General features: G+C 65.5%; 6 protein-coding genes. 2 read left to right on the forward strand and 4 right to left on the reverse strand.

All coding sequences use genetic code 11. The features are described 5' to 3' along the window. Window positions 1–113 precede the first annotated feature (113 nt). Together ASG20_RS02120 and ASG20_RS02125 are read right to left on the reverse strand one after the other, a co-directional pair. On the reverse strand, window positions 114–1265 hold the full coding sequence (locus ASG20_RS02120; RefSeq protein ID WP_201780660.1) for a YdcF family protein: 1152 nt from the start codon (window positions 1263–1265) through the stop codon (window positions 114–116). Then, window positions 1262–3817, reverse strand: a complete 2556-nt coding sequence (locus tag ASG20_RS02125) for a TonB-dependent receptor (RefSeq protein WP_082470695.1) — start codon at window positions 3815–3817, stop codon at window positions 1262–1264. Before ASG20_RS02125 ends, ASG20_RS02120 begins: the two co-directional genes overlap by 4 nt. 125 nt (window positions 3818–3942) lie before the next feature. On the opposite strand from ASG20_RS02125, the gene ASG20_RS02130 reads away from it, so the two are divergent. After that, window positions 3943–5052, forward strand: coding sequence for an ROK family transcriptional regulator (locus ASG20_RS02130; protein ID WP_056047879.1), 1110 nt, complete (start codon window positions 3943–3945; stop codon window positions 5050–5052). A gap of 386 nt (window positions 5053–5438) precedes the next feature. On the opposite strand, the gene ASG20_RS02135 is transcribed toward ASG20_RS02130, so the two are convergent. Both ASG20_RS02135 and ASG20_RS02140 read right to left on the reverse strand, forming a co-directional pair. After that, entirely contained in the window at window positions 5439–7346 is a 1908-nt protein-coding gene (locus ASG20_RS02135; RefSeq protein ID WP_056047882.1) for a S9 family peptidase, read from the reverse strand. 115 nt (window positions 7347–7461) lie between these two features. Continuing rightward, complete coding sequence (locus ASG20_RS02140) at window positions 7462–9423, reverse strand: glycoside hydrolase family 127 protein (protein WP_056047886.1); 1962 nt, start codon at window positions 9421–9423, stop codon at window positions 7462–7464. 531 nt (window positions 9424–9954) lie between these two features. Between ASG20_RS02140 and ASG20_RS02145 the strand changes: the two genes are divergently transcribed. Continuing rightward, entirely contained in the window at window positions 9955–13155 is a 3201-nt protein-coding gene (locus tag ASG20_RS02145; RefSeq protein ID WP_056047889.1) for a TonB-dependent receptor, read from the forward strand. Window positions 13156–13182: the final 27 nt, after the last annotated feature.

The following is a 13182-nucleotide window of genomic DNA, read 5'->3' on the forward strand; positions in this document are numbered from 1 at the left end:
GGTCGGCGTAATGGAGCGCGGTTCTCTGTTACAGCCGTCCCCCAATTGGGCCCCGGCCTTCGCCGGGGTGGTGCCGCGGGTGTTGACGGAGACTGACCGCCCGAAAGAATTGCTCATGGATCGAGAGGATCGCGCGGATCCTGGCGCAGCGATAGCCGCGACGGCCGGAATTCGAGATCGTACACCGACAGCCGCCGGCCCACCGCACCCGGCAGATACCCAAGCTCCGCGCGATTGCGGTCGGTGAACGTCTGGCTCTCGATATACTTGCTCTGCTCGGCGTCGGTCACGATCAGCGTCGGTCGGTCGAGCGGGATGCCGAGCGCGACCATCCGCCGCGTCGCGTTGCGCAGGTTGGTCGTCGTATGCCGCGCATATGGCTCCAGGATCACACGGTCGGCGGGGATGCCGTAGCGCTCGACCAGCGCGCGGCGGATCTCGACCGCCTCGACGAACCGCGTGCCGCGCGGGTGGACCGCGCTGCCCGAAACCAGGATGAACGGTGCGAGACCCTGGCGATAGCGTTGCGCGGCGAGCAGCGCGTGGAGCTTGCTGCGGGGGCTCAGCACCGTCGCGCTATCCTCGGGGCCGACGCCGGGGACGATCAGCAGCGAGTAGCGGTACGCGCTCCAGTTCGTCCGCGTCGCCACCGCTTGCGCGCCCGCATTCTCGCGCTGGTCGAGCGGGTCGAACCGCGTCGCCGCGGTCGCATCGTTGGCGTCGAGCAGCGCTACCGCCAGCCGCACGCTCGCGGCGATCGTGTCAGGCCGCGCCTGCGATGCCGCCCGCGCGGTATCGATCGCGACCTTCACGCTGTCGGTAAAGAAAGGCGTGTCGGTCGCAAAGACCGGCCCGTCGATCTTCGGATAGCGTCCCGGCAGCCCCAGTCCGTAAACCCGCAGGACGACGTTCAGCGCTTCCAGCTCCTGGTCGACCCCCGCCGCCACCGACAGGTCCGCATTCTTTCGCACGCCGGTCTTCCCCAGCCGCGCCACCGCTGCCGCGACCGCCGTCCGGTCCTGATCGCTCCACATCATGGCCTCGACCACGCACGCGGGACCGTCGCCACACGCGGCAATCCGCGCCGCCCGCGCCCGCGTGTCGAGGCCCGGCAACCGGCCGAGCGCGCTTAGCATCGGGAACAGCCGCTGTGACAGGCCATCGGCGACGGTATCCGTCACCGCTACCGGAGCGGCAGTCTCGGCCCACACCGGGGCGGCCGCCGTCATCGCCAGCGCCGCCAATACGATACGCAGCCCCGTCACCAGGACTTGCTGACCACGAGGCGGACGTTGCGGCCGAAGATCGGGCGGCCATAGATCGCGTCAGCGGTGCCCTGGCCGCTCAGCTGGTCGGTGCGGGTATTGCCTTCGGTCAGGCCCTTCGCGTTGAACAGATTGTCGCCGACCACCTGCATCTGCCACGTGTCGTGGGTCAGCGTCATACCCGCACCGACCGTCTGGTACGAGGGCAGCGCGGTGTTGTTGAAGAAGTCGACATAGCGTTTGCCGGTATATTCGTAGCGGCCGTAGATTTGCACCGAATTGCCCGCGACGTCGAAGTCGACCGACGGGCGGATGTTGCCATAGACCTTGGGCTCCCGGACGATCTGGTTGCCTTCGACGGCGCCGGCGCTTGCGCCATTGGCGTTGGTCAGGCTCTTATACTGCGGATCGCTGATCGTCAGCGCACCCGTCAGCGCAAAGCCGTGCGGCAGCGCGAGGTTGCCGTCGATCTCGATGCCCTTGATCTCGGCCTTGCCGATGAACGGCACCGACTGGTCGTTGCGGCCGGTCACCGGGTCGAGCGCGACGAACGATGCATTGAGCGGATTGTAACGCGTGTAGAAGCCGATCAGGTATAGGTACGACCGGCCGAATGCCGCCTTCAGCCCGACCTCGTACTGGTTCGCCTTCGAGGTGATGATCGTCGGATTGATCTGATACGTCACCTGCGTCGATGGCGGCGTTTCGAGATGCGAGGCGCGCGCATAGGCGCCGAGATGCTGCGTGACGTCGTAGTTGACGCCGCCCGTCCAGTTGGTGATGCTCGGGCTCAGCTTGGAGTTGATGATCTGGCCGGTGAACGCGCGCACCGCATTGTCGGCCAGCGTGTTCGGGTCGCCGAGATTGGCGGACGTCGTCGCGAACGCAGAGCCCTTGAAGCTGTAGCGCTCATGGCGGATGCCGCCGTCCAGCGTCAGGCCCTTGACCAGTTCCCACGTGTCGTTGGCGTAGAGCGCGTACATCGAGGCGTCGGTGTTGCCGCGGTTGAGCGTGGTCGTATAGCGCAGCACGCCGTTGTCGGTGATCGAACCGACCGCTTGGCCCGCGGCGTTGTAGGCGATAAGGTCGAGCGTGCGCGGCTTGCCCTTCACCTCGAGCAGATAGTCCTGATACGCGACCTCGTTGGTTTCCCCGTACAGGCTGCCATACACGCCGACGCGCAGGTCATGCGTGCCGAACCCGGTCGTGATCGAGCGGGTGACGCTGAGATCGCCCTGCGTCGAATAATATTTCGAGACGACGTCCCGGAACTGCGCCGGCACGACGAGCCCGGACGCGGCGTTTGGATCATAGACCTCGGCGCCGTTGGTGCCGGCGATTGCGTATCCGAGTCGCGTCACGCCCGCGCCGAATGCTGTCCTTGCCGCAGTCAGGTTGCTGGCGGCAAAGGCGTTGGCGTCCGACGGGTTGCTGGTCGAATAGAGCGCGTCGAAATGCAGCTTGCCGACGCTGACGCCGCCCTTTGCCGCGACTTTCCAGCCGTCGTAATCCGCGTCGTACTGCACCCCAACATTGCCGAACTGCGTGTGGCGACCATTGCCGAGATCGGCATTGACGTTGCGCGTCGTGCCGTCGGCCTCGCGGAAGCGGATATCGGCGTTGCGCAACGCGGGCGAGTTCATCGTGCCGCTGAAGAAGTCGATATACTGGTTGAGCGACTTGGTCGGATCGCGCGGGTCGGCGGTGGGGATCGGCAGGTAGAACACGTTGTGGTCGTTCAGGTAATTGCCCGAGATCCGCAGCGAACCGTTGCTGAAGTCGTGTTTGATATTGCCGCGGATCTGGCCTCCGCGATCATTGGGGAAGCCGTTGTCGCGGTAGCCGTCGTGATGACGGATGAACCCGCCGATCGCGTAATAGGTCGAATCGTCGATCGGCCCCGCTTGATACGCGTCGAGGCGGTAGAGGCCGGTGTCGCCGAGCGTGACCTGCGCCTTGCCGCGCGTCGTATCGGTGCCCGACACGGTGATGTTGTTGACGATCGCGGCGGCATAGCTCGCATAGACCGGGGCAGGGCCGCCACGCACGACCTCGACGCGCTGCGTCATCAGGTCGAACCGGTTGATGCTGTCGCCGCGGAAGAAATTGCCGTCATTCTCGTGGAACAGCGGCAGGCCGTCCTGCTGGAACGTGACCAGGCCGCCGTCGCTCGGCAGGCCGCGCAGGCGGATGATGTTCTGGACCTCGCCGCCGGTATTCTCGACCGCGAACCCAGGCAGTTTGCCGAGCAGGTCGGCGAAGTTGATCGGTGCGAGCTTCTGGATGTCGGCGTTGCTGAGCGAATTTACCGCGTAGGATACGTCGAAGCGGCGCTGCTGGCGCGCGGAGCCGGTGACGATGATATCGCTGCCGGTCTCGGGCGTCGTCGCGTCCGGTGCAGGTGCGGACGGGGCCTGCGTTGCGGACGCGTAGTCGGTCGACGCGGTCGTCGGTGCAGGCGTCGTCGAAGCGGATTGGGCCCAGGCCGGCGTGTACGCCATCATGCCGAGTGCGATCAGCGCGCAGCCACCGCGCAAGCGAGTCTTCGTCATCAATTGGTTCCCACCCTGTGTCCTGACGCTGCCGCTGGGCGCGCAATGTGACAATTTTAATTAATTTCACGAAATAAACTAATGGTGTAGCCGATTGTCGGGAAAAGGGTGCGGAGGTGTCACACATGAGGCTCAGGCTGGACGACGACGAGCGCCGGATCATGCAGGTTCTGCGATCGACGGGCTCCCGGTCGCGCAAGCAGCTGGCGGTCGATCTCGCCATGAGCGCATCGAAGCTTACCCGGCTGTCGAGCAACCTGCTGGCGCATGGCCTGATCGAGGAGTGCGCGACCGCGGATGCCGTCACGCCAGGGCGCCCGGCCGTCCCGCTGCGGATATCGCCGCAGGCGGGCTATGCGGTCGGCGCGATGCTGCACCGTGGGCTGATCGAGGTGGCGCTGGTCGATTATGCCGGCGGCGTGATCGCGCACAGCTCGCAACCGTTCGACGATCCCGACCCGCGCGTGTTCGCCGCGTGCGTGACCGCGACGATGCACGAGCTGGCGATCGCGAACCGCCTGTTGGGCCGGCGGCTTCTGGGGGTCGGGATCGGCGTCCCCGGATCTTCGACGTCGCCCGAGGGGAACAAGCGCTGGACGGTGGACAGCCTGGCGGTCTGGCGCGGCATCGATCTCAAGGCGCTGTTCGAGGAGCATATCGGCCACCCGGTCTGGATCGAGAACGACGCCAACGCTGCGGCGCTGGCGGAATATTATATCGGCGGCCTGATGCGGCGCTGTTCGACCGCGGTGGTGATCCTGCTCGGCCACGGGATCGGTGCCGGCGTCATCATCGAAGGGCGTATCCTGCGGGGCGCGATGGCGAGCGCGGGCGAGATCGGCTGCCTCTATCCCAGTACCGACGCGCGACCATCGACGCTCGATCTGCTGGTGACGCTGCGCGCGGCGGGGTGCGCGATCCATTCGCTGGTCGATTTCGACGCGGCGATCGCGGGGTACGAGGACGTCGTCGATCGCTGGGTGCGCCGCGCCGCCAGCCAGATCGCGGTGATCGTCAACTGGGGCATCGCCTGGATCGACCCCGGTGAGTTCGTGATTTCCAGCCCGTTGCCCAATCGCATCCTGACCGCGCTGGTCGAGCATATCGATTTCGCGGCGATGCACATCGGCGATCACGTCGCCACGCCGCCGAGAATCTCGGTGTCTACGCTCGAAGGCGCCGCCGCGACGATCGGCGCCGCGCTGCTGCCGATCCACGCGACGACCGTGCCTTGAGTCCGGCGAACCCGCGTGCGGGGCGTGGCGGACTAGGGGTGACCGACAATCGGTGTGATGCGCGAGATCCGCTCATCTTCCGTCATGCCCGGCGGGTTCCGGTATTTACGGTGGCGTAAATTCAATACAATCTAGCGTGCGGGACAGCTTACTTCGGGTCCAGTAGGCCGCTCCGGCATGGACGCGCTGTCCAACCCAGCCACTCCCGCTGCCTTGTTCTCCCGCGAAGGCGGGAGCCCAGTCTGGGTCCCCGCCTTCGCGGGGAAACAAGGTTTATACATGCGATCCGGATAAGCGCCGAACCAATCCGGGGTGACGGAATGAATTTAGGATCGGCGCGCGCAAACAATGAATGTCGAGCCGTCCCAAATCCTCCCCCGAAGCCTCTAGCGCGCGGCCTTCACATAGCGGTCGAACCACGCGATCGCGCGCTGGCGCACGTCCGCCGACTGTTCGGGCCCGGTCACGCAATGCCCGGCATCGGGGTAGATCACCAGGCTGACCGGCACGTTGCGGTCCTTCAGCGCGTGCCACCATTCGATCGACTGCGTCGGCGGCACCTCGATGTCGCGCTCGCCGACATAGATGAAGGTCGGCGTCTTCGCGCGCTTGGCCTGGTAGATCGCCGAGACGTCCTCATACGCCTTCATGTCGTCGTACATCGATTTGCCGAAGAACGGCAGCAGCCACTGGTCGATGCCGTTGGTGCCGTAATAACTGACCCAGTTCGACAGCCCGGCGCCCGCGACGATGCCCTTGAAGCGATCGGTCTGCGTATTCGCCCACATCGCCATGAACCCGCCATAGCTGCACCCGCCCAGACCAAGGCGCTTGTCGTCGACGGGTGCGACACGCTCGACCGCGTCGATGCCCGCAAGGATATCGCGCAGATCGCCGCCGCCGAAATCGCGCTTGTTGGCGGCGGTGAACGCCTCGCCCTGGCCGTAGCTGCCGCGCGGATTGGGCAGGAACACGTAATAGCCGGCCTTCACCAGCGCCGCGTTGAGCGAGGTCGGGTACAGATAGTTCGGCGTGGACGCCGCCGACGGACCGCCGTGGACGATCGTGATCATCGGCGCCTTGCCGGTCGGTGCGACGCGGGGGGCGAGCAGCCAGCCCTGCACGTCGTAGCCGTCGTTCTTCCAGCTGATGCTGCGCGCGGCAGCGAGGGCTGGGGCGGAGTCGTTGTCATGCGTGACCTGCTTCACCCCGGCACCGGGGGCGACGATCGAGCCCGCAAAGATCGCCGGCGCGCGTTCGTAGTCCTGCACCACCGCGGCGGCGATCCGGCCATCCGCGGAAAACGCAGCGCGACCGTCGCCTGCGGCTGTACTCACGGGTTTCGCGAAGCCGGGGATGACCGGCTGGCCGGGTGTCAGCGTGCCAAACTGGACCTGGTCGCCCGCGAGCGTGACGACGCGCAGGCCCGCTCGGGTCCAGTCGATCGTCGTCACGGTGGACTTGGCACCTTGCGTGATGTTGCGCGGTGTCCCGCCGCCGAGCCCGACCGTGTAGACGTCGCCGCCGATCGATCCGAAGTCGCTCATCAGCCCCCCGATATAGGCGACCGTCCGCCCGTCCGGCGAAACGCGCGGCTGGTTGATCTGCATCCCCGGCTTGGCGATCGACCGCACCGCGCCGCTCTGCGCATCGATCGCATCGAGAGTCGCGACCCACCAGTTATTGTCGCCATTGCCGAGCGCGGTGGTCGCGACGAAGCCGCGTCCGTCGGGCGTCCAGTCATATTCGTAGACATAGCGGCCGGCCGGCGACAGCGGCTTTACCGCCTCGTTGGTGCGCGTGATGTCGAACACGGCGAGGCGTTGCTCGTCGTTCTTCTCGCCGATCTCGCCGATCATCCGCACGCCCGCCTGCGTCGCGCCCGATTCCTTGGCGGCGCCCAGCGTCACCAGCAACGCGATCCGCTTGCCGTCGGGCGATACCCGCGGGGTCTGCGCGATGCCGCCGATCGTCGCGATGGTGCGCGTCGTCTTTGCATCGGCATAGGTGAGGCGCACCGTACCTGCGGTGGTATCGCGGGCGAGGAACACCAGATCGCCGTTCGGGGCGAACGTCAGTCCGGCATAGCTGCATGTCGGGCACGGATCGATCGTCCGCACCACATGGCCATCGGCGGCGGCGCGGATCGTCACGACATTGTGACCGCCATTGCCCTCGATCGTCGCCATCCGATCGCCCGCCGCTGACAACGCCAGACCGCCATATTGATGCAGCGTCTGGGCGGAGGCGGGCGACGTGGCGGCGAGAAGGGCAACGGCAAGGGTCAGGCGCATCGAAAGCTCCGGCAGACGGCAAGGTGTCGCCATGCTTACCGCGTCCACCTCAACCCGCAAGCGGCGACGCGCGAACCGAATCGAACACCGAACCGCCGCGATGCCGGTTGGCGCGTCAGGCCGCCCCGCGCGCGACCTTCCAATAGGTCGCGTACCGCTCGTGTGCGATCCGGTGATACGGGATCAAGCGGATCGGCTGCCCCTCGGCCGATACCGTCGTGAACTCGAGCGGGCTCGAGCCGGGCTTTACCGTCGCAGCGAGCGTGTCGGGATCGCCGGCTAGGTCGGGCGCGGTGAACGGCGCGGCGTTATACTCGCCGTATTTGCGTTCGCTGACGATGATGTCCGATCCCGGCGCCAGTCCTTCGCGCCCGAGTGCACCCGCGAGTACCAGCGGGCCGTAGGTGAAGGCGACGATGTCGGGTGCGGCGGGCGCACGTTGGACCGCGACTTCCATCGTCAGTTGCAGTTCGATCCGGTCGCCGTCGCGCCACGTCCGCGCGACGTCGACATAGCTGCCGGGCATGGTCGATCGCGCGGTCTCGACGCCGTTGACCAGCACGACCGCGGTGTCGCTCCAGTGCGGATGCCGCAGTTTCAGCGTCGCGCTGGTCGGGCGCTTCGAACTCCAGCGCAACGTCGTGGTCGGTGTCTCGGGGAAATTCGTGGTCTGCGTGACGACCGCGTCCTTGTCGCGCCACCGCACCGACGACGGCAGGAAGAGGTTCACGTAGAGGACGTCGGCATCGTGGAAATAGATCGAATCGCGGTATTTGACGTGGTTCTCCATGCCAGTGCCGGTGCAGCACCAGAACGAGTGCTCCGGAGTGTGATACAGCTTCATGTAGCCGGGGCGTGCGCCCTGGAAATAGGTCGCCATCCCGCTGTCGGGATCCTGCGACGCGAGGATGCCGTTGTAGAGCGTGCGCTCGTAATAATCGGCATAGCCTGCCTGCGGATCGTGCAGGAACAGCGCCCGCGTCAGCTTCAGCATGTTGTGCTGGCAGCAGGTCTCGGACCCCTTGGCCGAGAAGACGTGGTCCGCGAAATCGGCCATCGGGAAGAAGTGTTCGTTGTCGCCGTGCCCGCCGGAGGCGAACGACCGGGTCCGCGCCACCGTCTGCCAGAAGAACGCGGCCGCGACATGGTAGTCGGGGTTGCCGGTGATCTCCCACACCCGTTGATAGCCGATGATCTTGGGCAGTTGCGTGTTGGCGTGCATCCCGTCGAGCATGTCGCGGCGCTTGGCGAGCGGCGCCATGATCGCCTTCTGCGCGAACCGCTCCGCCGTCGCCTTGTAGTCGGCGTTGCCGGTCATCGCGAACAGGTCGGCGAAGACCTCGCTCATGCCGCCATGCTCGGTTTCGAGCATCTTCTCGAACTGCGCGTCGCTCAGCGGACGCGTCGCGATCACCGCCCAATCGGTAAATTTCAGCAGCACCGCGCGTGATGCTGCGCTGTCCGCCAGCACCGCCCCGTCACGCAGCCCGGCATAGACCTTGTGCAGGGTATACCAGGGTACGCCCGTGATCGGCTCGCCGCGAAGATGCGCCGCGACCAGTTTCGCCCCGTCGGGGAATGCACAGATCAAGCCGCTGTCCGCCGCCTTCTGACACGCAGCCAGTTCGCGCGCGATATAGTCGACCCGGCGCTTGTACGCAGCATTGCCCGTCGACCGGTACGCGAGCGCACACGCGGACAGGTAATGGCCGAGCGTATGGCCGTGGCAGTTGATGTCCGCCCAGGTCGGATCGGATTCCCATCCGCCATAGACGGGCGCCTTGGGCTTGAGCCCTGCATTCACGCGAAAATTGTGGAGCATCCGGTCCGGCTGCAACGTCAGCAGATACGCCTCGGTCTTGCGCTGTGCCTGCAGGAAGGGACCGTCGCCCAATGTGACGTCGCCGAGATCGAACGGCATCACCGTCGCTGCCGGTCCTGACGCCGAGATCGGTGCCGGAGCTGCGACGGCGGACCGTGTAGCGGCCAGCAGCGCTCCCCCCGTCAGCGCCGCCGTCCCTGTCCCCACGAGAAAATCTCGACGGGACCTGCCCGTGCAACATCCATCCGCCAACATCTCTCTCCAAATCGATTTTTTGTCAGAGTATTGGTATTCGGCGGGATGTCAAAGCTGGCAGCGACGATTTACCCCACCGATGAATGACGTTCCGCAATCCGCGCTACTCGAAGGTTAGCGGGGGCTTAGGCCGCGGGAGCGGTACCTTTTCATTTTTCATGCTCGCCAGCGCCATCGGCGAAGAAGGGCGGTGACGGGAAGCAGCGTGACTGACGCTGGGGTCACTCCGCGAATTGGTCATACAGAAGCGCAATATTTTTTCGATTATCTCCCCGCCCGGCCGCCTGCGCGTCCGGATTGGCCATGCCGGTGGGCCTTGACTCGGTCACCAGTCGACCTAAAGGTACCGCTATCAATAGCCTGCTCAAGACAGGCATGATCGGGGGTTGGATGGGTTTCGCGCTTCATTTGCTGCAATCAGCACGCCGGAGCAATCGACGCTCCGCGCCGACTGACGCGCGTCCAGACTTCCACCGACCATAAACGCGTTCTCGCCGCAACGTCGGCGAGGCTTCAGAGAGGATTCTGATCATGACCCCTTTTAAAATGGTATCGCGTCTGACGCGCGCGGCGTTGCTGGGCGCGACGACGATGGCCGCAGTGTCCGCGACCATGGCCGCAGCGCAGACCATACCGCCGACGCAGGATCCGTCGCCGCCCGCAGCGCAAGGCGCAGCGCCGGCCGCAGCAGAGCCTGTTGCCCCGGCATCGGCGCCCGCGCCGGCCGCGACCCTGCCGGGTTCCGATCAGACTCCGGGCGCGATCGATGCAGCGAACAGCGCCGATATCGTCGTCACTGGCTATCGCTCCAGTCTCGCCAAGTCGACCAACGCCAAGCGTGCGGCGACCGGGTTTACCGATTCGATCTTCGCGGAGGATATCGGCAAGTTTCCCGATACGAACATCGCCGAATCCTTCAATCGCATTCCCGGCATCACGATCACGCGCGACGTGACGGGTGAGGGCACCAACGTCGCGATCCGCGGGCTGGGGTCGAACTTCACGAACGTGACGCTCAACGGCGCGACGATCGCGGTGGCGTCGTCGGGCGCGACCGATGCGCAGGGCACCGATCGCTCGGTCGATCTGAGCTTCTTCCCGACCGACCTGTTCACCAAGCTGACGGTCAACAAGAGCTACACCGCCGACCTTCTCGAAGGCGGCGCGGCCGGCAATATCGACCTTCGTTCGGCACGGCCGTTCGATCGCGCGACCTCGTTCCTCGCGTATAACGTCCAGGGCACCAAGCAGTCGCCTGAGGATCGGATCGGTGCGCGTGGCTCGCTAATCGGCAGCTGGCGCAACGACAAGTTCGGTATCCTCGCCGGCGTCTCGGCGCAGCGGCTGTTCACCGACACCCGCGGGTTCGAAACGATTGGCTATACCAATCCCGCGCTGACCGCCGCGCAGTGCGGCGCGACATCGGGGTGCAACACGACCGGTGGCGGCAACTGGACGATTCCCGCGGTGGTACCGACCGGCGCCGGTGCGGGTCTGGTAGCGGGGACGCCGATCAACAGCGCGTTCCTGCTCGCGAACAACCCGGGCGCATCGATCCAGCAGATCGACAACGCGCTGCTGCCGCGTCTCGGCCGCTCGACCAGCATCCGTGGTCCGCGTGATCGGTTCAACGCGATCGTCAGCGCCGAGTGGCAGCCGACCGACACGCTGCACCTTTATGTCGACGGGCTGTACGGCTACAAGAAGAACGACCTGATCCGTGAGAACGTGGCGTGGATCGTCCGCAACGGCGCTGTGATCCCGACCAACCTGACGTTCGACAAGGCGGATTGCACGATCGGTTGCGTCGTCACCGGTGGCACGTTCGCCAACGCGCAGTTCTTCAACGAATTCCGCCCGTATACCGAGACGACCAAACTGTTCAGCGTCAATCCCGGCGGCGAGTGGGAGATTTCGGACACGCTGAAGCTCAACCTTCAGGGCAATTACGCACGCTCGACGTTCCACCGCGAAAGCCCGTCGGTGGGCCTGACCACGCCGCTGGGCGTCGGCAACACCGTCACCTACACGAATACCGGCGGTGTCCCGTCGATCCAGAGCGCGCTCGATCTCAACGACCCCGCCAATTTCGGCTGGAACGCGGGCAGCCGCGTGAACATCCAGGACGAGCGTCGTCTCAACACCAACAAGGGCGCCCGCGGCGACCTGACCTGGGGCGGCAAGGCGCTCAACCTGAAGGTTGGTGGCGCGTTCGACGATGTTTCGCGTCGTATCCAGGGCTTCGACAACAGCCAGGCGTATCAGAACGCCGTCTGCGGCAACAATCCCAGCATCTTCGTCCCCTCGCCCAATTCGCAGCCGCCCTGCGAAGGGTTGAACGCGCCCGGCGTGATCCCGGCGGGTTATCCCTCCTATCCGGGCTACGGCACCGGATCGACGGCGGGCATGGCAGGTCCGGTGACCTATGGTGGTTCGCTGATCCCCAACTCGGCAGCGCCGACCTATCTGAAGCCGGGCCCAGCCGGGTTCGTTACGGTCGATTGGCCTAAGTTCGCGGCCGCCAGCAACTATGACCAGTTTCACGACAACGCGCCGGAGACCGGTGCTGCCAACACCGGGGCAAGCGGCGGCACGATCCGCGAAGTCGTGAAGTCGGCGTTCGCAACCGTGAACGGCGAGCAGGAACTGGGCGGCAACATGCTGCGGTTCAACGTCGGCTTGCGCTACGTCAACACGATCCAGACGATCTCCGGGCGGGTATCGTTGCCCGACCCGCGTAACACGACGGCGACCGGTGCCGCACTGCCCGACGGCAGCCGCTATCCGAACCTCGTCACCAACGTGTCGACGCGCAACGAATATGCGAAATGGCTGCCTGCGGCCACCTTCGCCTACGACGTGAGCGAGCACGCCGTGGTCCGCGTCGCGGGCTCGCGGACGATGACCCGCCCCGATCCGTCCGCACAGTTGCCGGGCGTCAATTTCGGTGCACCATCGGCGGATCAGGCAACGATCGGCAACCCCGCGCTGAAGCCCTACCTCTCGACCAATCTCGACCTCGGCTTCGAATATTATACCGGCCGCGAGGGTGTCGTCAGCTTCAACGCGTTCCGCAAGTCGATCGAGGGCTTCACCAACACCTTCATCAGCACGGTGCCGTTCTCGAATCTGTCGCAGTACGGGATCACCTACGACACGCTGAATCCGACGCAGCAGATCGCGCTCAACTCGCGTGGCGGACCAAGCGCCGCGCAGGTGCAGGTCACGTCGCAGGTCAACGTGCCCAACAAGCTGACGATCAACGGCCTCGAATTCCAGTGGGTCCAGCCGCTCGACTTCATTACCAAGCACATCGGCGTGACCGGGTTCGGCTTCAACGCCAATGCGACGGTGGTCGACCAGCGCAGCGATGGTCCGGCGACCGCGTTCGGCGTGGCGCCGTTCACCTACAACATCACCGGCTATTACGAGAAGCACGGCGTGATGCTGCGCGTGTCGACGACCTCGCGCGAGGGTTCGCAGAACAGCGGCGCGGCGCAGAACGGCATTCCGGCAGCGGCGTTGTTCGGTACGGACTATACGACGTACGACTTCTCGTCGTCGTTCGATCTCGACAAGATCTTCGGCCTGAAGAACGCACCGCAGCTGACCGTCAACGTGGCGAACTTCACGAACGCGACGCTGCGGTCGTACTTCCAGTTCGAGAACGCGACTTTCACGCAATACAAGCCGGGGCGTCAGTTCCTGGTCGGCCTGCGCGGGACCTTCTAGTCGGTGAGCGGGGCGATCGCGATGCGG

This window comes from Sphingomonas sp. Leaf198 (assembly GCF_001424005.1).
Classification (GTDB): Bacteria; Pseudomonadota; Alphaproteobacteria; order Sphingomonadales; family Sphingomonadaceae; genus Sphingomonas.

What these genes read in the sequence shown, in the direction of transcription:
- ASG20_RS02135 (WP_056047882.1), bottom strand. Translation starts at nt 7,346, where the DNA reads ATGCGCCTGACCCTTGCCGTTGCCCTTCTCGCCGCCACGTCGCCCGCC.
- ASG20_RS02145 (WP_056047889.1), top strand. Translation starts at nt 9,955, where the DNA reads ATGACCCCTTTTAAAATGGTATCGCGTCTGACGCGCGCGGCGTTGCTG.
- ASG20_RS02130 (WP_056047879.1), top strand. Translation starts at nt 3,943, where the DNA reads ATGAGGCTCAGGCTGGACGACGACGAGCGCCGGATCATGCAGGTTCTG.
- ASG20_RS02140 (WP_056047886.1), bottom strand. Translation starts at nt 9,423, where the DNA reads ATGTTGGCGGATGGATGTTGCACGGGCAGGTCCCGTCGAGATTTTCTC.
- ASG20_RS02125 (WP_082470695.1), bottom strand. Translation starts at nt 3,817, where the DNA reads ATGACGAAGACTCGCTTGCGCGGTGGCTGCGCGCTGATCGCACTCGGC.